Source organism: Ochrobactrum teleogrylli, from assembly GCF_037482325.1.
Taxonomy (GTDB): domain Bacteria; phylum Pseudomonadota; class Alphaproteobacteria; order Rhizobiales; family Rhizobiaceae; genus Brucella; species Brucella teleogrylli.
On sequence record NZ_JBBHKQ010000001.1, the window covers coordinates 546,210 to 566,896 of the forward strand.

The window sequence follows — 20,687 nt, forward strand, 5'->3', positions numbered from 1 at the left end:
ATCAGATGTCAATCTCGCTTTGGCTCCTTCTTGGCCGATGTTCGTCCGCGCCCCAAAGCCACAATCCTGTCGGTGGTTTCGAGGAAGCGGGTCACCTTCGCGCCCAGCGCCAGAAGGCTTGTAAGACGGTCGGTATCGAGCTTCTTCACGTCGTCGTACCAATTGGTCAGCCGCTCGATCAGGCTGTACATGTCTTTCATGCGCTCCTGGGCGTAGCGGTCGCTGTCATCCTGCGGCGCTTCCATCAGCACTTCGCGCAGAACCGACAGTGTCGGATCGATCTCGCGCTTCTTGCGCTCTTCGGCAAGCGTACGCAGAATCTGCCAGACGTCATCCGGCGTCGTGAAGAAATCGCGACGGTCGCCGGGAATGTGCTTCAGCAGCACAAGATTCCAGCCTTGCAGTTCGCGTATGCCCATGGAGACATTCGAGCGTGACACACCGAGCGCGTCGACGATCTCGTCGGCGCACATCGGCTGGGGCGACAGATAGAGCAGCGCGTAAATCTGCCCCACCGTGCGATTGATGCCCCAACGGCTGCCCATCTCTCCAAAGTGGAGCACGAACGACTGAACGATTGGCGACAATTCCAAAATTCTCTCTCCCGTATTTTCTGAATTTTCAGAAATTACTGAAATCCAGATAATCTAAATGATGAAAACCTTCAATCCGTCTGACCATCGATGCGCCGCATCCGGACAATTGGCCGCAGCCAGTAAGCACTCCTCCAAATGCCACCAGCCGCTCCTTCCGAACCCAACAGGCCGCAGGCAATATGCTTCAGATTCGGGAAAGAGCGAATATCGTGACCGAACAAGGGGATATAAGTCTTTAAGCGAACCCGAAAAAGCTCAATCCGTCCGTCCGAAAAACGATGGCGGCCCTTCTGGAAAGAAGCCGCTGAATTTCCCCGTTCTGCACTGCGGAAAAGCCGAAAACGCCCTTTCCGCACCCTCAAGCATGATGTCTGCCGGCCTCAATCGGGGTCGGAAGATGAAGGCAGCTCCTTGCTGTCCTGCGTCGTGTCGCGATGGATCACGGCGCGGCTGAGCAGCATGAGCGTCACCGGCGTTGTGATGACCACAAAGACGGTAATCAACACTTCATGCAGAATCGGCTTCGATTGCAAGATGGAGAAAAATATGATTGAAGCAATCAAGATTCCCCCAGCCCCAAAAGACGAGCCGATGGTCGGCGCGTGGATGCGTTCATAAAAGGTCTTGAAACGCACAAGGCCAATGCATCCGACAAGCGTCAGGAAAGCACCGGCGACGAGAAAAAACGAAATGAGGATGGCGGCCCAGAGCGGGATTTCGGCTGCATGGATCATTCGATCACCTCCCCGCGCATCAGGAATTTGGCGAGCGCGACAGTGGCGACGAAGCCGAGCAACGCGATAATCAGTGCTGCTTCGAAATAAAGAACACTGCCGGTGCGAATGCCGAAAGTAATCAGCAGCAGCAGTGCATTGAGATAAAGCGCATCGGTGGCAAGCACGCGGTCCTGCGCGCGGGGTCCGATAAGCAGACGGTAGACCGCGCAGCCAATAGCGCCGATCAGCATCAATTGTGCAGCGAGCAGAGCCCAGAAGATGATAACGGCGCTCATGCGGATTTCTCCTTCTCGACGATGTCTGCTGCGCCGAAAATCGCGATCAGCGGCTTTTCGTATTTTTGTTTGATCAGATCGCGCCAGACCTGCGCTTCCTCAAGGTCGAGCACGTGAATGGTCAGTTCTCGGCGCGCGCTATGATGATCCACCCAGGCTGTGCCGGGGGTGGCCGTCACCACGCAGGCGAGAACCGCCAGCGCTGTACGGTTTTCCAGCTCCAGTGGGATAACCACGAAGCCGGGACGCCGTTTGCGGTTGGACAGGATAATGCGCGTGACGGTAATATTCGATTGCAGAATATCGAGGCTGAACGTGACGAAAAGCCGGAACATCGTCGGGATCGAGCGCAGATGGTTTTTCTGCGGCTGAAGCGCCGTCATGATCTGGCAGGCGAACAGCGCGATAATCGCGCCAAGGATAAGCTGCGCGCGGGTGAAACCGTTCAGCAGCAGCCAGAACAGGACAAGCGCCGCAAACATCAGCGGATATGGCAGGATCTTTTTCATTCTACCCCCGCCGCTTGCGCGTCCATTGCCTTGGACGGTCCATATTCGACCTTGGGTGCTTTCAGGACACTGTTGATATAGTCGGACGGATTGTGTAGCGAGCGCGCCGTTTCATCCATATAGCGCATGGCGGGACCGGCTGCGATTGTCAGCGCAAGGCAGAGCCCCAGAAGCCCTGCAATCGGCACGACTTCTCGCACCAGAACACGTGGCACATTGCCTTCGAGCGAGGCCCAGAAGGTGCGGATGCCGGTACGCGTCATGGCGATGAGCGCCGAAAGGCCGGACAGGAGAATCAGCGCAATCAGCGCCCAGCTTGCCGGACTGACCGGCATGGCGAGTTGCGGCGCCGCCCCGTCACCGTTGAAGACTGCAGCAAGGATGAGGAACTTGGCGATGAAACCCGAGAATGGCGGTAGGCCGATCAGCAAAATGGCGCAGATCGCGAAGAACGTGCCAAGGATGGCAAGGGTCGCGGGCAAGACCGCGCCGACCTCTTCTTCCTCTTCTTCTTCCTCGTCATCGCCATAGGCTTCCATCGTGACCGCGAGAACGTTGGCGGCGGCGTCCTGTCCACGTTCGACCAGTTCGATCAGCAGGAAGAATGCGGCAATCGTCAGCGTGGAACTGACCATATAAAACAGTGCAGCCCCGGCCATGGCGGTGTTACCGCTGCCGATGGCAGCCAGAAGCGTGCCCGACGAAACAAGAATGCTGTAGCTTGCGAGCCTGCCCATTGCCTGCGACGCAACCACGCCGATCAGGCCGAAGGCCAGTGTGACCATGCCGCCGAAATAGAGCCAGTCATTACCGAAACCGTAAGACGAGCCAGCATCCAGCCCGAACATCAACGGCGACAGGCGCAGCAGCACATAAATGCCGACCTTGCTCATGATCGCGAAGATCGCGGCAACCGGCGCTGCGGCTGCCGTATAGGTCGGCGCCAACCAGAAATTAAGCGGCCACATGCCAGCCTTGATCAGGAAGGCGACACCCAGAACCGCCGCACCGGCTTCCAGCAGCATACGGTCCTCGGGCGCAACCTGCGTGATCCGCTGTGCAAGGTCCGCCATATTCAGCGTGCCGGTAACACCGTAGATGAGGCTCACGCCGATCAGGAACAGCGACGACGCCACCAGATTGACCGCGATATAATGCAACCCCGCCTTGACGCGGGCCGGGCCTGAGCCATGCAGCGCCAGACCGTAGGATGCGGCCAGCATAACCTCGAAGAAAACGAACAGGTTGAACAGATCGCCGGTAAGGAACGCGCCGTTCAGCCCCATCAGCAAAAGCTGGAAAATCGTGTGGAAATGCGGGCTTGCCTTGTGCCAATGCGCCAGCGCGAAGCTGAGCGCGGCCATTCCGAGCAGACTTGCCAGCAACAGCATCAACGCCGCCAGCCTGTCGAGCACCAGCACGATGCCGAACGGTGCGGGCCAATTGCCGATCAGATAGACGATGGCTTCCGGCGCTTTTTCGCTGGCCATGCCGACAAGCATGCAGGCAATGCCGATCAGGCCGAGCGTCGAGAGCGAGTTGATCGCCATCTTCAGCTTGCGGCTGCGCTCGTCGATCAACAGCAGCACAGCCGCCGTTACCAGCGGCAGAAGGATCGGAGCAACGATGAGGTGTGATTTCCAATCCATCATCAGTTCTCCTTGCCGTCGACATGGTCGGTGCGTGTCAGGCCGCGCGAGGCGAGCAACACGACAAGGAAGAGCGCCGTCATGGCGAAGCCGATAACGATTGCCGTCAGCACAAGCGCCTGCGGCACCGGATCGGTATATTGGGCCGCCTGTACGTCCACTCCGGAGTCCAGCACCGGCGCAGCGTTGGAACGCAGCCGCCCCATCGAGAAGATGAACAAATTGACCGCATAGGAGATCAGCGACAGGCCAATCGCCACCTGAAACGTGCGCGGACGCAGCACCAGCCAGACGCCGGAAGCCATCAGCACCCCGATTGCGAGAGCAAGAACCAGCTCCATCAGTTCTCCTCCTTCGCAGTCGCTGCGGCGAGTTTCTCGACGCGATGTTTACGGATCGATTGGTGCGCCAGCGCGATCAAGACAATAACCGTCGCGCCCACAACAAGCGCGAAAACGCCGAAATCGAACAGCAACGCGCTTGCCACCGGCAATTTTCCAACCTGGGGTATGTCCACATACTGGAAGAACGAGGTCAGGAACGGATAACCGAACAGCCATGCACCCGAACCGGTTGCCGCAGCGCTGAGCAGACCCACACCGATCCAGCGCAAAGGCAGAATGCGCAGCCGGTCTTCAACCCAGCGCGTTCCGGCAGCGAGATATTGCAGGATGAAGGCAATCGCCAGCGCAACACCGGCCGCAAAACCGCCGCCCGGCAGATCATGTCCACGCAGGAACAGATGCACGGCCAGCACGATGATGACCGGAAACAGCCATTGCATGATGACCGACGGCACGGCCAGATAATCGTTCAGCGTCTCGCCCGCTTTGCGGTCGGGCATGGCCTCGTCATAGGCGTCCTGAATCTTCTGCTGCGCGGTCGAGCCGGTAGAATCCGGCGCGGGACGGAAACGACGCAGCAACGCAAAGACCGTCAGGCCGACAATGCCGAGGACGGCGATCTCACCGAATGTATCGAAAGCGCGGAAATCGACCAGAATGACATTGACGACATTCTTGCCGCCGCCACCCGTATAGGCGTTTTGCAGGAAATAATCGCCGATGCTGTTGGGCGACGGGCGCGTCATCATCGCATAGGCAATGATCGAAACGCCGACCCCACTAGCAACAGCCAGCACAAGATCGCGATAGCGACGGATACGTGGGCCGATCTTCACCGGAACCGGATCGGGATCTTCCCAACGCTTCGGCAGCCAGCGCAGACCGAGCAAAAGCAGAACCGTCGTGACGATTTCCACCAGAAGCTGCGTGACGGCAAGATCGGGCGCGGAAAGCCAGACAAAGGTGATGCAGGTCATGAGCCCCGCCCCGCCAAGCAGGATCAAGGCGGCGAGACGATGGAATTTAGCCTGATAGGCAGCGCCCACGGCGCAGGCACAGCCAAGAAGCCAGAGGCCGGCGAAAATCGGATCAACCGGCTGCGGCCCCAATAGACCCAAGCGCAGACCATCCTCAATCAGCGGCCATGCAGCAACCACAACGGCCACCGCCACGATGATGCGCAATTGCGGCTGCAAGCGGCGCGTGCTGAGGAAATTTTCAGCCTTACGCGCCCAGTTCCATGACAACGTCACCAGTACGCGCTCGAAAATGCGCTGACCTTGCAGGTGCCGGAACAGCGGCGGTCCATCCTCGCTGGTTGTCAGATAGTTTTTCAAGCACCAGTGCAGAAGTACGCCACCGATCATCGCGGCGATACTCATCATCAGGGGCAGATTGAAACCATGCCAGACTGCGAGACTATATTCCGGCGTCGCATCGCCAAGCACCGAGCGCACCGCCGAATGCAAGAATGGACCAATGGACAGGCCAGGAACGATGCCAATCAGAAGGCAGAGCAGAACGAGAAGTTCGATAGGGCGGCGCATCCAGTGCGGCGGTTCATGCGGCTCTCGCGGCAGATCATGCGGCGGCGGGCCGAAGAAGGTCGAGTAAATGAAGCGGATCGAATAGGCCACTGTGAAGATGCTGGCGAGCGTCGCCACGTAAGGGGTGATCGTGTCGAGCCAGGACGCAAGATGCGTTTCAACCGCCTCGGCAAAGAACATTTCCTTGGAAATGAAGCCATTAAGCAGCGGAACGCCAGCCATCGCCGCGCTCGCCACCATGGCAAGTGTCGCCGTATAGGGCATTAATCGGAACAGTCCGCTCAGGCGACGCATATCGCGCGTTCCGGTTTCATGGTCGATGATGCCTGCCGCCATGAAGAGCGACGCCTTGAAAATGGCATGGTTGACCATGTGGAAGATCGCGGCCACCGCAGCAAGCGGACTACCGAGGCTCAACAGCGCCGTAATCAGACCCAGATTGCTGATCGTCGAATAGGCGAGCAGCCCTTTGAGATCCTGCTGGAACACAGCAAAGAAGCTTGCAAGCAAAAGCGTGATCAGGCCCGCAGAGCCCAATATCCAGAACCATTCCTCGGTTCCGGCGAGCACCGGCCACAGGCGGGCCAGCAGGAACACGCCTGCCTTCACCATGGTCGCCGAATGGAGATAGGCCGAAACGGGCGTTGGCGCGGCCATGGCGTTCGGCAGCCAGAAATGGAACGGAAACTGCGCGCTTTTGGTGAAAGCCGCAAGCAGGATCAAGATGAGCGCGACGGTATATAGCGGATGAGTGCGAACCTCGTTGCCCGCTGCCAGCACGACATCGAGATCATAACTGCCGACGATATGACCGAGCAGCAGCATGCCCGCCAGCAGACAGAAGCCGCCAATGCCCGTGACCGTCAGCGCCATACGCGCGCCATCGCGCGCACTGGCATTATGATACCAGTAGCCGATGAGCAGGAACGAGAAGATACTCGTCAGCTCCCAAAAAACGGCAAGCAGGATGATATTGCCGGACAGAACGACGCCCAGCATGGATCCCATGAAGGATAGCAGGAACGAGAAGAAACGCGGCACCGGATCGTCGGGCGACATGTAATAGCGCGCATAAATCACGACCAGAAGGCCGATGCCGGTAATCAGCATGGCAAACAGCCAAGCGAAACCGTCCATGCGCAATGTCACATTGAGACCGTAGGCGGGCAGCCAATCGACTGTGCCGCGCAAAACTTTCCCGTCCGAGACGATGGGATAAAGACTGGCTGTGACAATGAAGGCGACGAGAGCGATGGCTGCCGTGAACCAGGCGGAACCGCTTCGGTCCGCGCCCCTGAAAAGACCCGTGATGACGCTGCCAATAAAAGGAAGAAGGACAAGCAGGAAAAGCATTCTGCCGTCCATCGTCATGCGCCCAAGGCCTCCAATCCGCTCTTACTGTCTATAATCACACACATCTGGTCCGAAAGCTGTTCACACTTTTGGAGATGCGCTCCACTTTGTCGTAATTTCCGGGCGCAAAACCGTCAGGCACTTTTGCAGGAAACGCTTTTCAACTGATCCGGCGCATGCGCGGCTCAGGCGAGCAGCAACTGAAATGCCCCGATCAGATGTTGTGAGGAATCATATATTCCGATGTCGTTATTATGACCGGCCAGCCAATATATTGGCAATAGCTTTCGATAGTTTATATGGGACAAATCAGAGGCTTATCGCAATTTTCTGACTTTTTGGCCGCCAATTCCACGCGAATCTCTTTCTTTCGCCGCATATCAGCCCCTGCAACCTTGCCTTGAAGGGCAACTTGCCACGAAAATCTTGTCGGTGAACGATCAGCAGCACGGCATCGCTGGCCGAAAGATTCGTTTCAGGCTTCCCCTTCAAACAAGGTCTCGACCAGTTTGGCCGCCTGAACGCGAATATCCGGAACGGCTGTCGATTCCCAGAAGACGCCCTTCGTCACCGGACCGATCGCAAAGAACGAGCCCGACGGTTCCCCCCGCGCATTGATCAGCTGGAAATCCTTGGTGACATCCAGACCGAGATCAAGCGCATCGGGCTTTGCCAGCCCATGCTCCATAAGGCCAAGCAAGGCGGAATTGCGTGTCGTTGAAAACCTTGGGTTTCCGCCACGGCAATCGATGATCGTCGCGATTTTCAGCCGCTGGAACGAACCCGTCTGGCGCTCGCGATAGCGGATCGTCATATCCGTTTCGTTTTCCTGCACGGAAAGAAGCCGACCTGCTGCAATTTCAAGCTGCCCCGAGGCACGCGCTGCGTCGATCCGATCAGCGACAGCGGGCGCCATACGATGACGGTGCGTGTCCCACCAGGGCCGCAGATGACGCAGAAAACTTCCACGTTGCGCCAGCGGCAACCGCGTCCAGATCTGCTGCGTGTGCGGTCGCAGCGCATCCATGACAGCGCGCCAGTTCGAACCCGCAGTCTCGGCCTCCTGCATCAAAGCGCGAACGCGACGCAACAGACCGACAATACCGGAAGCGACGAATAACGAATCGGTATCAACGTCAAACGGCTCCACCGCTGCATGGCGCGCAGGCACCAGTCCGCGCCGGGAGATCGCATGGATGGTTCCCTGATGCCCACGATCAAGTAGCGATAGCACGCTGTCGACCATCGAAAGCCCCGTCCCGAAGATCGCTACCGGCGCATCAGCCGGAATGTCGAAATAGCCGCTACTGGACCAGTATTCGGCAACATTCGCGCCAGAAACGGCAATCGCCGTTTCGTTGCCCGTCGCGACAATCACCGCATCTGCGGAAACAATCTCGCCTGTTTCAGTGACCACGGCAGGCTTGCGGCCGTCGAGTACGACATCGACAATCTCGCGCTGATCGACAACCAGTCTCGGTGTGTCGCCTGCACGGTATTGTTCGACGAGATCGTTCAGGTAATCGCGATAAAGCCTGCGAGGTGCGAATGACTGCGGTTGCCATTCATTGGCGATTTTAGCGCCTGCCGTCGTTTGCCGCGTGTGAAGCCAGTTCAGGAAATGATCGGGATTGCCGGGAAAAGCGCTCATATTGCTGGCGCGAACATTGAGAAGGTGGCCGGGATTTTCCGTCGAATAGGCGATTCCCCTGCCGATCTGGCCGGATCGCTCAAAAATGCGAACCATCGCATCACGCGAGCGCTCCAGCACTTGCGCCGCAAGAATGACGCCGCTCGCGCCGCCACCGATAATGACAAAAGACTTCAAACTATCGTGACCTATCCCATATCGCGACGGTTTCGCCCTCTGAAAAGGTTCCGTCGTCCTTCCCATAATCCCACCAATTTAATAAGATTCCAACATCGTGCCCAAGATGTAAAGCCCGGTTTGGCTGGGAATTTCCCCACAACGCACAGGCTCCGCCCCGCTATCTCTGATCAATATGGAAACAATGGCGGCTTCACCATCCCAATTTGTTGACAGTGTGTCTCTGAAAAGCGGGCTGGCGTTGAACGGTTTGACCCCAATATCTTGGGGCACGTCATGAATGTAACTTCTGGACATTCTGCATCAATAGATGTGTCGGGAAGTTCGCAATCTACTGCAACATCAGGATTAGAACGAATGAACAACAGCCATCTCGCATCCATCAAGAAGCGTCGCACCCAGTATGCTCTTGGCAAGAACCTCCCGCTCGCCAAGGAGCAGGTTGCGGAACTGATCCGCGAAGCCGTCAAGCACACGCCTTCGTCGTTCAACTCCCAGAGCTCGCGTGCAGTCATCCTGTTTGGCGCTGAAAGCGACAAGCTGTGGAACATTGCCAAGGAAGAACTGCGCAAGATCGTTCCTGCCGATGCCTTTGCGCAGACGGAAGGCAAGCTCAACAGCTTCGCAGCCGGTGCTGGCACGGTTCTCTTCTTCGAAGACCAGAACGTCGTGAAGGGCCTGCAGGAGCAGTTCGCACTTTATGCTGACAACTTCCCGGTCTGGTCGGAACAGTCGGGTGGCATGGCGCAGCATTCGGTCTGGACTGCCCTCTCCGACGCCGGTATTGGCGCCAGCCTTCAGCACTACAACCCGCTGATTGACGCAGAAGTCGCCAAGACCTGGGATATTCCGTCCTCATGGAAGCTGCGCGCCCAGATGCCGTTTGGTTCCAACGAACAGCCTTTCGGCGAAAAGACCTTCATGGATGACGGCGAGCGCTTCAAGGTATTCGGCTGATTCCGAATTTCTGAATATGAGCAAAGGCCGGGCATCTCACGATGTCCGGCTTTTTTCTGGAAGATTTCCATTATTTACTTTTTATCGTCGAAGCTGAAGGGCGGCAACTGTACGAGCGCCGATTTCAGCGCTTCGGACCAGCTTTCGGATACCGTCTGGTAATAAGGGTCCGTTGCCTCGAAGCGCCGTTGCACGCCGGTCTTGAGGCTATCAGTTTCGTAAATCTGCATATCCAGCGGAAGGCCGACAGAGAGATTGGCTTTCAGCGTGGAATCGAACGAGACGAGCAGCAGCTTCACTGCATCCTCGAAGCTCATATCCGGCTGATAAGCGCGCACCAGAATGGGCTTGCCATATTTGTTCTCGCCGATCTGGAAAAACGGAGTATCGACCGAGCTTTCGATGAAATTGCCTTCGGGATAAATATAGAACAGTCGCGGCTGGCCGCCTTTGATCTGCCCGCCCAGAATGAACGAAGCGCCGAACGCATCCGCTGCCTTCTGGCCGCCGGTAGCAGAACTCTGAATCACTTCCTTGACCGTATCACCAACCAGCCGTGCAACCTGAAACATGGATGGCGCGTCGAACACGGACGGGTGACGGTCAGCGGGCGCCTTCATCCGTTCTTCCAGCAAACTGGCGACTGATTGCGTCGTGGCAAGATTGCCAGCCGAGAGCAGGACGATGACGCGGTCGCCGGGCTTCGACCAGCTCCGCATCTTTGAAAATTTCGAAATATTGTCGAGCCCCGCATTCGTCCGGGTGTCGGACATGAACACAAGGCCACGATCGATTTTCATTCCAACGCAATAGGTCATCGGCAGTATCCGGCAGGCGATATCATCGTTCTCGTCCGATCACTGCCCTACATTGATGTGAACCGCAAGGCTTTCGACCGTTCCACCAAGCCGAACGCCTGAAATTGGAGCCGCATCGCGATAATCGAGCCCGGTCGCCAGACGCACATAGCGATCATTCGGGCAAATATTATTCGCCGCATCGAAACCAACCCAGCCGAGCCCGTCGATATGCGCTTCCGCCCAGGCGTGACTTGCGGTCTGGTCTTCCACACCCTCCATCATGAGATAGCCGGAGACATACCGCGCCGGAATGCCGAGCAGCCGCGCGACAGACAGGAAGATGTGGCTATGGTCCTGACAGACGCCCTTGCCCGCGCCGAGCGCCGTTTCCGCATCGGTGAAAACGCTGGTTGTGCCGGGCATATAGGCGACAGAACCATGGACGCGGTTCATCAACTCGTGAAGCAGGGCAAGCCGCTCCTGCCCGGTTGAAACTTCGCCAGCGAGCGCGCGAATGCCCTCGCCCGGCAGCGTCAGTTCGGTTTCGCGCTCGAACAGCCACAAGGGCGCATAGCCATAGACCGGACCGAGTACGCCGACACGGTCTTCCACATCGACAGTGCCGCTGGCGGTGATGATAATCTCGCTGGTATTGCGCTGGTGCTGCACCAGGTCGGTTTTGTTTCCAAAACCGTCGATATAGGAGACTTCCGGTTCGCCGCCTTCGATTGTCAGCTCCCAGTGCTTCACCATCTGTCCCGGCACGGTCGGCGGGCGCAAACGCAAACGCTGCACCGCATAGGGCACCGGATGTTCATAAACATAATGCGAAACGTGCCGGATATTGAGCTGCAAGCGAGGACCTCAATTGAAATTATAGGTTTCAGCGATCTCGTTGCCGAGCCGGTTGTTGCATTTGATGAAGTCCGTCAGGAATTCATGCAGACCAACATCGAAGATTGCACTTATGTCCTGATTTTGCAGTGTCGAAAAGATTTTCTCCCCTGTTTCATGACAGGTAGCATGGCTGTCATAGTCCTTGGACAGAAAATCCAGATGCTCGTTGATGCTGCGATAGCAATAATTGAGCGAGCGCGGCATGCGTCCGTTCAGGATCAGATAATCCGCGACATGCGCCGGACGATAATCCCCGTCATAGACCCAGCGATAGGAGCGATGCGCCGAGACCGAGCGCAGAATCGACTCCCACTGATAATTATCGAGCGTCGTTCCGACATAGGAAATGGCCGGCAGCAGCACATAATATTTCACGTCCAGGATGCGCGCGGTGTTGTCGGCGCGTTCAATGAATGTGCCCAGGCCCGCAAAATCGAAAATCTCGTTGCGCAGCATGGTCCCGTGAAAGGCTCCGCGGATCAGTGCCGTTTCGCGCTTGATCTGGTCGAGAAGCGGCGGCAGGTCGCTTTCCTTGAGCGGCTTGCTCAGCGACTTCTTCAAAAGCATCCACGCTTCATTGACGCTTTCCCACGCCTCGCGCGTCAAAGCGGTGCGCACCATGCGCGCATTGGAACGCGCCGTCTCAAAACAGGACATCACGCTTGACGGATTGCTGGTATCACGCAGCAGGAAATCGGCTACATTCGCCGCATTATACGCATCGTATCTTGCGGAAAAGGCCTGACTGGCGCCCGCCGACACCACCACGGAAGACCATTCTTCCGGCGCGTCGGACGTCTTGGTCAGAGCCATACGCAATCCGGCATCCACCAGGCGAGCCATATTTTCCGCCCGCTCAATGTAGCGGAACATCCAGAAAAGCCCGTTTGCCGTGCGGCCTAAAAGCATGAATTCATTCCCCTTATCGAGCCTTTAAGGCTCCATCTTCACGCGCCGGTCTTGATGCCGGATTTTGCGTACAAATTCGTTTCTGCTTCAGTTCTAGTCGTCCAGAACCCAGGTGTCCTTGGTGCCACCGCCCTGACTGGAATTCACGACCAGCGATCCTTCCTTCAGCGCCACGCGGGTCAAACCGCCGGGCGTGATGCGGATACGGTCGGAAACCAGCACGAACGGGCGTAAATCGACATGGCGCGGCGCGAGACCCTTTTCGGTAAAGATCGGGGTGGTGGAAAGCGCCAGTGTCGGCTGCGCGATATAATTGCGCGGACGCGCCTTCAGCTTTTTCGCAAAGGCTTCGCGTTCAGCCTTGGTGGATGCAGGCCCCACCAGCATGCCGTAACCGCCGGAACCGTGCACTTCCTTGACGACAAGATCGGCCAGATTGTCGAGCACATAGGCCAGACTGTCCGGTTCCGAGCAGCGCCATGTCGGCACGTTTTCGAGGATCGCCTTGCGGCCCGTATAGAACTCTACGATTTCCGGCATATAGGAATAGATCGCCTTGTCGTCGGCAATGCCGGTGCCCGGTGCATTGGCAATGGTGATATTGCCCGCGCGGTAGACATCCATGATACCTGCGACGCCAAGTGTCGAATCCGGACGGAAGGTCAGAGGATCGAGATAGGCGTCGTCCACGCGACGGTAAAGCACGTCGATGGCGCGATAGCCCTGCGTGGTTCGCATGGCGACGCGCCCATCAACCACCCGCAGATCGCTGCCCTCCACCAGTTCAACGCCCATCTGGTCGGCCAAAAACGCGTGTTCGAAATAGGCGGAATTATAAATGCCGGGCGTCAGAACCGCGACGGTCGGCACGCCCTGCGTACCGGGAGGCGCGACGCTCGCCAGCGACTGGCGCAGCAATTGCGGATAGTTCTCAACCGGGCGAACCTTGACGTTCTGGAACAGCTCCGGGAAAAGCTGCATCATCGTTTCGCGGTTTTCCAGCATATAGGAAACACCGGACGGCGTGCGGGCATTGTCTTCCAGCACGTAGAACTGGTTCTCTGCGGTGCGCACGATATCGACGCCGATAATATGCGTATAGACGTTGCCGGGCGGACGAAAGCCGATCATCTCGGGCAGAAATGCCTCGTTCCTGGTGATCAGTTCTTTCGGGATGCGCCCTGCCCTGACAATTTCCTGCCGATGATAAATATCGTCGAGAAACGCGTTAAGCGCCATGACGCGCTGTTCGATGCCTTGCGAAAGACGCCGCCATTCCTGACCGGAAATGATGCGCGGGATGATATCGAAAGGGATAAGCCGTTCGGCTGCTTCCTGATCACCGTAAACCGCGAAAGTAATACCCGTCTTGCGAAAGACGCTTTCTGCATCCTGAGATTTCTGCAGAAGCTTGCCAGAATCCTGGCCGTCGAGCCATTGTTTGAGAAATTCGTAAGGTGGCCGGACATTCCCGCCATGGTTGAGCATTTCATCAAATGGCTTCACTGAGTACCCCTTTTTCCGCTATTATTCAGCGCGACTTTGGGGAAATGCAAGCATTGAAATCATATAAAAGTGCAAAGCAGGGTTGCGCAATTCGTCGTGATGACAACGGACGAATTGAAATGTAGACTCCCGGCCAAATCGGGAATCGCTTGGCCCGTTTCTATCCCGGACGATGTGCCTTGACGACCGCCGGGTCGGTTTCGATACGGCCAGCACCGATCAAATCAAGACAATATGGGATAGCCGGAAAGACCGCCTGCAAGGTCATTGCGATGGATGCAGGCTTGCCCGGCAGGTTGAGAATAAAGCTCTTGCCGCGGCTGCCCGCCGTCTGGCGCGAGAGAATGGCTGTCGGCGTTTGTTCGAGGCTGACGCGGCGCATCAACTCGCCAAAACCCGGCAATTCCTTGTGCAGAACAGCATGCATGGCTTCTGTTGTCTCGTCGCGCGGGCTTGGCCCCGTGCCGCCCGTCGTCAGGATCAGATCGCAAGCCTCATCATCGCAAAGCGCGATCAGCGTGTCGCGTACCGACGCCATCCCGTCGGGAATGACGCGCTGCACCGTTTCGTAAGGCGTGACGATGGCGTTCTTCAGCCATGCTTCGATGGCCGGGCCGCTCAAATCCTCATATTCGCCGCGACTTGCACGGTCGGACACGGTAACAACGCCGATTTTCAAAACTGCATCCCCAAATCCTCTGAACGACGGCACTCATATCGTCCACCCGCGACAATGTGAAGACACCGTGTTCCGTTCCATGCTTGACGCGGGTGCAAAACCGCTATCAACGTCAATCGTAGCCCGCGCGTCGAAGGATGCGCAATATCACCGCCAAAAGCTTCTTCCGGTCATCATGATCATCAAGCGCAACGATCTCATTTTTGCGGTACGGACCACCGCCGCATCGCTGATCGCGCTTTATATTGCCTTCCTGATGAATATGGATGACCCGAAATGGGCCGCCATGACGGTCTGGATTGTCGCTCAAAGCAGCCGTGCAATGAGCGTTTCCAAGAGCATCTATCGCCTCATGGGCACGGCAATCGGCGTCGTGGTCGCGGTGTTGCTCACGGCAATCTTCATCCAGACACCCACTCTGTTTCTGCTGGTGCTCGCAGGCTGGATCGGCCTTTGTACTGCGCTTTCGACGGGCCTGCGCAACTTCCGCTCCTATGGCGCGGTGCTTGCCGGCTATACGGCTGCCATCGTCGCCATCGACTCTTTGTCCGACCCGGAAAATGTGTTTGAAATCGCTGTATCGCGGTTGATCTACATTGCATTGGGCATCGTGACCGAAGCCATCATCACCTGGCTGTTCAGCACCGATAATCCCTTCGAGGAAGCACGTGCGCAGCTTGGAAAATTCATGCGGCAGACGGCCAAGCTCTGCGCAGAAATGCTGGGCGGGGAAGCCGGAACCGGCGCGCTGCAAACCGCCTATCGCAATGCCATCGCCTTCGATACGGCCATTGAATACAAGGCCGCGAGTTCCGTCACGGTCAGGCGCAGCGTTGGCTATCTCAGGCAGGCGATGGTGGTCACGCTGCAACAGGCATCGGCTGTGCGCGCCATATTGGAAATGCCATCACAAACCACGAGCGGCGATCCATTGTTGCTGGAAGCCAAAGACGCCATGGCGCGGATCGCCGATGGCGACGAAACCGTTGATCTCGAAGCTCTGCGCGAAAAGATCATGCGCACGGCGGAAGAAGAAACGAGCGGCAATACCGATCTCACTTCCGGGCGGCTGATGTTTTTGTATCGCCTAAGAAACATGCTCGGTTTTCAGGAACAGGCACTCGCCATCGAAGCCGAACTCGACACCGCGCATCCGAAAGCGAACCGTGTACGGCTTTCCTACCATGTCGATCACACGGCAGCGTTTATCAACGGTATTCGCGCATTTGTGGCGCTGGCTGCAGCATCGGCGATCTGGATCTTCACCGCATGGCCATCCGGTCCCGGTTTCGTCATCGTGGTTGGTGTGGTCAACGCGCTTTTCGCAACCCGGCCAAACCCGGTTGCCAGCGGAACGGAATTTTTGAAAGGCTCAGCGATTGCCGCAATCGTGGCGGCCATCATGAATTTTGGCGTTTTGCCCGTCATTTGGGGGTTCCTCCCCTTCACCATCGTCATAGCGCCCGTTCTGATCTGCGCCGGGCTTGCCATGCGCAATCCGTCTACCATCGCCAAAGGATCGGCATTCGCCATTTTTTTCTGGGATTTGATTGGCCCTGACAATTTCACGCGACCCGACGCCACGTCCTTTCTGAATGGCGTGCTTGCACTGCTTCTCGGCATTGGCATTGGCACGCTTGTCTTCTCGCTGCTTTTTCCACCGAACGACTATGCCGCGCAGCGCCGCATGAAGCGCGCCATGCGCGACAGCCTGAAGAAGATCGGTGCGGCGCCACGTTCCATCTCCATCGAGGCGTGGATCAGCCAAAGTGCTGACCGTATCTCGCGTCTGCTCATAACCGAGACCTCTGCCGCATCACCTGAGGCGCATCAGGATTTGCGCGGTATGCTGGCCGTCCTGAACCTCGGCTCTGCGGCACTGGAACTGGCACAATTCACCGACCATCCCCAGCCGGATGTCCGCCTAGCAGTCCGCAACATGCTGCGGACATTGGCGGTTTTCGAGCCTGTAATGCTGATTGAAACCACCACGGCTGGCGCAGGCCAGATTCTGGCCGCATCGGAAGCTGCCAGAGCTGCGGAAAAAGACCGGTTGTTGCACGCGGCTGCACTCATGCAAGCCATGGCCATGACGACGGAAGCGAATGCTGCATTCCTGCGTTGACGTCTATTGCATAAAAGCAGGCATCAGTAAGAGATGCATTATTGAGTAAAACAATACTTATTTCCGAAACAATTATTCCAAAAAAATTCAAATATTTTAGAAGACGTAAACGATTGCCGGTTACTGTCTATGGTCATATGCTATAGTGAGCTTTAGCAAACTGGAAAGTTTTCGAACACAGACTTGCGGTGGCAAGCCCCCACCGGTCACATTGCGGAATGCATGGAAATGCCATTTTCGAGGGATTATTACTTCGGACGTTTCAAGGCCGACGAACTGGCAAGGTTGCAACAGGCCTATATTCAGTCCTGCGCAGCCATCGGTTGCTGCCCGATCACCTCGCCTTTGAAGGACGAGCTGGTCCGCGAAATCATCCAGATTTATGAGTGCGGCGTTTCCCAGCCTGAGAAGATCGCCGAACTCATGAAGCAGATCGAAAGCGTCAAACACCGTGCCGATCAGGCCCAGACGCTCGACCAATTTGCCGTTATACACTCCAAGACTGCATAAGCCCTGTTAGAGTTCCGGGACTTATTCCGCCGCATCCGCCAGATAGCCGAATTGCAGCACATTTTGCGGCGCTTTTACGCCCGGCAACAGACGCTCATCGTCAATCGGTTCGCCCAGTTGTGTCGTCACCGGAATGACGCCCGCCCAGATCGGTAGCGCATAATCCCGCTCGTCATCCTTGGGTGGACCGGAGCGGACTTTCGCTGACGCTTCATTCAGTTCCAGTTCCAGCAGCATGGTCGCCTTCAGCTCCTTGGCCATCATCGGGCGTAGCCCTTCCCAGCGATCAGGAAAAAGCCCATTCACGAAGTTGCGCAAATGTCGCTCCTTCGCCACAACATCGGTAATTTTCTTCGCCGTGCCGAAAGCCATCACAGAACGATAATTGCAGGAATGGTGAAAGGCAGAACGCGCCAGCACCAACCCGTCCAATGTTGCGAAGCTGACGCAGACTTCCGCTTCATCACAAGCTTCCAACATGCGGCTTGCCGAGGATCCGTGCCAGTAAATGAAATTGCCTTCCCGCCATACGAGCGTCGGCGACACATAGGGCGCGCCGTTGAAAACATAGGCTACATGGGCGAGCGGCTGAGCATCAATGATCGCGTGAACACTGTCCGCATCATAGCGGCCGCGATCATGCAGGCGCTTCACTCTGGTTCTTTCTGTTGGGGCATTCGTCATGCTGGTCGGTCCTGTTTGCATTTGCATTTTCAATGCATGCAAAATGCCGCCATAGTGGTATGTTGAAAATAACCACTTATAAGATACTGAACCATGCCACTTATCGCATCGATACCGGAATTCGGGATTGACCGTACGAGCGCTACGCCTCTCGCCGTTCAGCTTGCAGAACAGATAAGGCAGGCCGTTCTGACCGGAAGGCTGAAGCCTGAAAGTCGACTTCCCTCGACCCGCGCTTTTGCGGAAGAACTGGGCGTCTCGCGCGCCACAGCGCTTGCGGCTTATGACCAGCTGATCGCGGAAGGTTATCTGGAAGGCAGGCACGGTTCAGGGACGCGCATTGCCGCTCAATTGCCGGATGTAACGTTGAAAACCGGGCCAACGGGCAGCGCCCCGACAGCGAAGACGACCACCAAGGCAACACTTACACCGCAGCCCTTTCAGCAAGGTGTATTCGACAGCGATCACTTTCCACATGCGGAATGGGGCAAATTGCTTGGGCGCATCTGGCGCAAGCCTGACACCAACCTGCTGAACGGCAACGATCCATTCGGCTATTTTCCGCTGCGTGTCGCGCTTGCCCGCCATCTGCATGAATGGCGCGGCATGGCGGTGGATGCAGGGCAAATTCTGATTACCGGCGGCAGTACCGACGCATTTTCGCTTCTCCGGGCAGCCATCTTCGAACCAGGCGACAAAATCTGGATGGAGGAGCCCGGCTATTCGCCTGCCCGTAACATTCTCGGCGGTCAGGGAATCGATGTTGTTTCCGTGCCGGTCGATGACAACGGTCTTGATGTGGCCGCCGGGCGACAAAGCGCGATGCAGGCACGTGCGGCTTTTGTAACACCGGCCCGCCATCATCCGACGGGTGTAACCATGCCGCTGGCGCGACGGCTCGATCTCATTGCCTGGGCGCGCGAAAGCGACGCATTCATCATCGAAGACGACTATGACAGCGAGCATCGCTATATCGGTCAGCCGCTTCCGGCCCTTATGTCGCTCGACCGCGACCGCATTCTTTATATCGGCAGTTTCTCGAAGGTATTTTCACCCGTCTTGCGGCTCGGCTTCCTGATCGTGCCTCTGCATTTGACGGAAAAGTATCGCACACTCCGGCGCGAACTTTTGCCGCCGCCGTCGATGCTTGCGCAACCGGCACTGGCACAATTCATCGAAACTGGCGCTTTTGCCCAGCACATCAGGCGAATGCGCCGTCTCTACGCGGCGCGTCGTAACAAGCTTATTGCGGCACTATCCCCCGGTGAACCGTCGCTTTTCAGCATTGAAGCGCCCCCCGCCGGGCTGACGCTATTGCTGGCGCTTTCAGACGCGCAAAACGATGTGATGCTTGCAAATAAACTCGCCGACAGCGGTATAAAGGTTCAGCCTCTGTCGCCACTCTATGGCTTTTTCCAACCAAGACAGGGACTTATCCTCGGTTTCTCAGGCTTTGAAGAAGCTTCTCTGGAGAAATCTGCAACAGCGCTGATAAAAATCCTCGAAAGCTCAATTTGAACCGCGTGCGTTAGCACTTTCGTAAACTTTGGATTCAGTTTTTGCCGGTAATCTGACCTGAGCAATGACTCGGGAGAGCGTTGCAGCCCATTTGTTCTGAGTACGGGTGCCCATGCGTTCTTCGCCTTCGCGTTCTTTGGTCGTGTCTGCCATTGCGCTCGCTTGCGCCGCCCTGACGGGCTGCACATCGAGTTCCGGCATCGACAGCATCATGCTCCAGCCGAAACCCTCGGCGGAGATGACCAGTTCTGTTGTGAGGCCGGTTCCGCCCGCAGCCGTAACCGAAACAGCAAGCGCGCCACGCGCGCAGCCACTCCCCCCGCAAGAAGAGGTGCTTGCCTGGGCCGGACCTGTTCCAGACGGCGGACAGTTCAAGGTGCAGCCGCCTGCGCCAGTTGCGCCGCAACCGCGCGCGCCATTGCAGGAGCGCCCCGTCGCGCAGATACCTACACCCGTGCCGCAAACCGAAGCACCGCGCATGCCTGCACCGCAGGTGGCGGCCTATCCGGCAGTGCGTCTGGAACCGCAAGCGCGCACGGCACAGGATCGCTCCAGAATCTACAGCCATCGCTTCCGCGATGCGAAGCCGATCAATTTTGGCCGTGCATCGCCGCGCAAACTCGCCGTGCATGGCGTAGACGTGTCGCGCTGGCAGGGTGATATCGACTGGCCGAAGCTGCGCACGCAAGGCGCGAACTTCGCCTATATCAAGGCCACAGACGGCGGTGATCATCTCGACCCGATGTTCCGCAAGAACTGGCGCGAGGCCAAGGCCGCCGGTATCAAGCGCGGCGCTTATCACTTCTTCTATTGGTGCCGTGTCGCCAGCGAACAGGCTGACTGGTTCATCCGCAACGTGCCGAAAGACCCCGACGCACTGCCGCCGGTGATCGACGTGGAATGGAATGGCGATTCCGCCTGCCGCCGCCGCCCGTCGCCGCAACAGGTGCGTGAAAAGATGCAGGTCTTCATGGACAAGCTGGAGCGCCATTACGGCAAGCGCCCGGTCATCTATACCGCTCCGGATTTCTACGATGACAATCTGAAAGGTGCGTTCACCAACTATCCGTTCTGGTTGCGCGCTGTGGCACAACACCCATCGAAGGTCTATCCGGGCCGTCCATGGCTGTTCTGGCAATATTCTGGATCGGGCCTGTCTCAGGGCGTGAGCAACAAGATCGATCTCAATGTTTTCCATGGCTCCGAAGCAGAATGGCATCGCTGGCTGGAACGGGTCGGCAGCTGATAGAGCTTCATCCCAAAC

Annotated in this window: 19 protein-coding genes; 5 read left to right on the forward strand and 14 right to left on the reverse strand. The window is 57.3% G+C overall.

What is annotated here, in order from left to right:
* Positions 1–8: 8 nt before the first annotated feature.
* The 8 genes from WIX40_RS02680 to WIX40_RS02715 all read right to left on the reverse strand — a co-directional run bounded on the left by WIX40_RS02680 (position 9) and on the right by WIX40_RS02715 (position 8,838).
* Positions 9–593, reverse strand: a complete 585-nt coding sequence (locus WIX40_RS02680; protein WP_171317289.1) for a GbsR/MarR family transcriptional regulator — start codon at positions 591–593, stop codon at positions 9–11.
* Positions 594–976: 383 nt separating this feature from the next.
* Positions 977–1,330 (reverse strand): monovalent cation/H(+) antiporter subunit G, encoded by a 354-nt coding sequence (gene mnhG, locus WIX40_RS02685; RefSeq protein WP_078337010.1) that lies wholly within the window; start codon positions 1,328–1,330, stop codon positions 977–979.
* Complete coding sequence (locus WIX40_RS02690) at positions 1,327–1,608, reverse strand: K+/H+ antiporter subunit F (protein ID WP_109367418.1); 282 nt, start codon at positions 1,606–1,608, stop codon at positions 1,327–1,329. The genes mnhG and WIX40_RS02690 overlap by 4 nt, the downstream gene beginning before the upstream one ends.
* Positions 1,605–2,117 (reverse strand): Na+/H+ antiporter subunit E, encoded by a 513-nt coding sequence (locus WIX40_RS02695; RefSeq protein WP_109367419.1) that lies wholly within the window; start codon positions 2,115–2,117, stop codon positions 1,605–1,607. The genes WIX40_RS02690 and WIX40_RS02695 overlap by 4 nt, the downstream gene beginning before the upstream one ends.
* Positions 2,114–3,766 (reverse strand): monovalent cation/H+ antiporter subunit D, encoded by a 1,653-nt coding sequence (locus WIX40_RS02700; protein ID WP_339440908.1) that lies wholly within the window; start codon positions 3,764–3,766, stop codon positions 2,114–2,116. Before WIX40_RS02700 ends, WIX40_RS02695 begins: the two co-directional genes overlap by 4 nt.
* A 2-nt stretch (positions 3,767–3,768) precedes the next feature.
* Positions 3,769–4,107 (reverse strand): Na+/H+ antiporter subunit C, encoded by a 339-nt coding sequence (locus tag WIX40_RS02705; RefSeq protein ID WP_121538830.1) that lies wholly within the window; start codon positions 4,105–4,107, stop codon positions 3,769–3,771.
* Positions 4,107–7,028, reverse strand: a complete 2,922-nt coding sequence (locus WIX40_RS02710) for a monovalent cation/H+ antiporter subunit A (RefSeq protein WP_171317293.1) — start codon at positions 7,026–7,028, stop codon at positions 4,107–4,109. Before WIX40_RS02710 ends, WIX40_RS02705 begins: the two co-directional genes overlap by 1 nt.
* Before the next feature lie 457 nt (positions 7,029–7,485).
* Positions 7,486–8,838, reverse strand: a complete 1,353-nt coding sequence (locus WIX40_RS02715; protein WP_339438275.1) for an FAD/NAD(P)-binding protein — start codon at positions 8,836–8,838, stop codon at positions 7,486–7,488.
* 357 nt (positions 8,839–9,195) lie between these two features.
* Between WIX40_RS02715 and WIX40_RS02720 the strand changes: the two genes are divergently transcribed.
* Positions 9,196–9,795 (forward strand): nitroreductase family protein, encoded by a 600-nt coding sequence (locus WIX40_RS02720; RefSeq protein ID WP_109367424.1) that lies wholly within the window; start codon positions 9,196–9,198, stop codon positions 9,793–9,795.
* 74 nt (positions 9,796–9,869) lie between these two features.
* On the opposite strand, the gene WIX40_RS02725 is transcribed toward WIX40_RS02720, so the two are convergent.
* The 5 genes from WIX40_RS02725 to mog all read right to left on the reverse strand — a co-directional run bounded on the left by WIX40_RS02725 (position 9,870) and on the right by mog (position 14,586).
* Complete coding sequence (locus WIX40_RS02725) at positions 9,870–10,613, reverse strand: proteasome-type protease (RefSeq protein ID WP_339438277.1); 744 nt, start codon at positions 10,611–10,613, stop codon at positions 9,870–9,872.
* Between the two features lie 39 nt (positions 10,614–10,652).
* Positions 10,653–11,450 (reverse strand): transglutaminase family protein, encoded by a 798-nt coding sequence (locus WIX40_RS02730; RefSeq protein ID WP_171317301.1) that lies wholly within the window; start codon positions 11,448–11,450, stop codon positions 10,653–10,655.
* 9 nt (positions 11,451–11,459) lie between these two features.
* Positions 11,460–12,401: an alpha-E domain-containing protein gene (locus WIX40_RS02735; RefSeq protein WP_109367427.1), complete on the reverse strand. Its 942-nt coding sequence runs from the start codon at positions 12,399–12,401 to the stop codon at positions 11,460–11,462.
* Positions 12,402–12,494: 93 nt separating this feature from the next.
* Entirely contained in the window at positions 12,495–13,907 is a 1,413-nt protein-coding gene (locus WIX40_RS02740) for a circularly permuted type 2 ATP-grasp protein (protein ID WP_109367428.1), read from the reverse strand.
* A 160-nt stretch (positions 13,908–14,067) separates the two neighbouring features.
* Positions 14,068–14,586, reverse strand: coding sequence for a molybdopterin adenylyltransferase (gene mog, locus WIX40_RS02745; RefSeq protein ID WP_339438281.1), 519 nt, complete (start codon positions 14,584–14,586; stop codon positions 14,068–14,070).
* A gap of 67 nt (positions 14,587–14,653) precedes the next feature.
* On the opposite strand from mog, the gene WIX40_RS02750 reads away from it, so the two are divergent.
* Together WIX40_RS02750 and WIX40_RS02755 are read left to right on the forward strand one after the other, a co-directional pair.
* Positions 14,654–16,711: an FUSC family protein gene (locus WIX40_RS02750; RefSeq protein WP_339438283.1), complete on the forward strand. Its 2,058-nt coding sequence runs from the start codon at positions 14,654–14,656 to the stop codon at positions 16,709–16,711.
* A 228-nt stretch (positions 16,712–16,939) separates the two neighbouring features.
* Positions 16,940–17,221, forward strand: coding sequence for a hypothetical protein (locus WIX40_RS02755; RefSeq protein WP_109367992.1), 282 nt, complete (start codon positions 16,940–16,942; stop codon positions 17,219–17,221).
* Positions 17,222–17,242: 21 nt separating this feature from the next.
* Here WIX40_RS02755 and WIX40_RS02760 read toward each other — a convergent pair whose 3' ends face one another.
* Positions 17,243–17,905, reverse strand: a complete 663-nt coding sequence (locus WIX40_RS02760; RefSeq protein ID WP_339438286.1) for a pyridoxamine 5'-phosphate oxidase family protein — start codon at positions 17,903–17,905, stop codon at positions 17,243–17,245.
* A 93-nt stretch (positions 17,906–17,998) separates the two neighbouring features.
* Between WIX40_RS02760 and pdxR the strand changes: the two genes are divergently transcribed.
* Together pdxR and WIX40_RS02770 are read left to right on the forward strand one after the other, a co-directional pair.
* Positions 17,999–19,423 carry a MocR-like pyridoxine biosynthesis transcription factor PdxR gene (gene pdxR, locus WIX40_RS02765; RefSeq protein ID WP_339438288.1) on the forward strand — a complete coding sequence of 475 codons (1,425 nt, stop codon included), beginning with the start codon at positions 17,999–18,001 and terminating at the stop codon, positions 19,421–19,423.
* Positions 19,424–19,535: 112 nt separating this feature from the next.
* Positions 19,536–20,669, forward strand: coding sequence for a glycoside hydrolase family 25 protein (locus WIX40_RS02770; RefSeq protein WP_339438290.1), 1,134 nt, complete (start codon positions 19,536–19,538; stop codon positions 20,667–20,669).
* The last annotated feature ends 18 nt before the right edge of the window (positions 20,670–20,687 follow it).

Coding starts and splice junctions, on each gene's coding strand:
- WIX40_RS02705 (WP_121538830.1), bottom strand. CDS start 4,107: ATGGAGCTGGTTCTTGCTCTCGCAATCGGGGTGCTGATGGCTTCCGGC.
- WIX40_RS02755 (WP_109367992.1), top strand. CDS start 16,940: ATGCCATTTTCGAGGGATTATTACTTCGGACGTTTCAAGGCCGACGAA.
- WIX40_RS02710 (WP_171317293.1), bottom strand. CDS start 7,028: ATGACGATGGACGGCAGAATGCTTTTCCTGCTTGTCCTTCTTCCTTTT.
- WIX40_RS02760 (WP_339438286.1), bottom strand. CDS start 17,905: ATGACGAATGCCCCAACAGAAAGAACCAGAGTGAAGCGCCTGCATGAT.
- WIX40_RS02735 (WP_109367427.1), bottom strand. CDS start 12,401: ATGCTTTTAGGCCGCACGGCAAACGGGCTTTTCTGGATGTTCCGCTAC.
- WIX40_RS02690 (WP_109367418.1), bottom strand. CDS start 1,608: ATGAGCGCCGTTATCATCTTCTGGGCTCTGCTCGCTGCACAATTGATG.
- mnhG (WP_078337010.1), bottom strand. CDS start 1,330: ATGATCCATGCAGCCGAAATCCCGCTCTGGGCCGCCATCCTCATTTCG.
- WIX40_RS02695 (WP_109367419.1), bottom strand. CDS start 2,117: ATGAAAAAGATCCTGCCATATCCGCTGATGTTTGCGGCGCTTGTCCTG.
- WIX40_RS02720 (WP_109367424.1), top strand. CDS start 9,196: ATGAACAACAGCCATCTCGCATCCATCAAGAAGCGTCGCACCCAGTAT.
- pdxR (WP_339438288.1), top strand. CDS start 17,999: ATGCCACTTATCGCATCGATACCGGAATTCGGGATTGACCGTACGAGC.
- WIX40_RS02770 (WP_339438290.1), top strand. CDS start 19,536: ATGCGTTCTTCGCCTTCGCGTTCTTTGGTCGTGTCTGCCATTGCGCTC.
- WIX40_RS02725 (WP_339438277.1), bottom strand. CDS start 10,613: ATGACCTATTGCGTTGGAATGAAAATCGATCGTGGCCTTGTGTTCATG.
- WIX40_RS02700 (WP_339440908.1), bottom strand. CDS start 3,766: ATGGATTGGAAATCACACCTCATCGTTGCTCCGATCCTTCTGCCGCTG.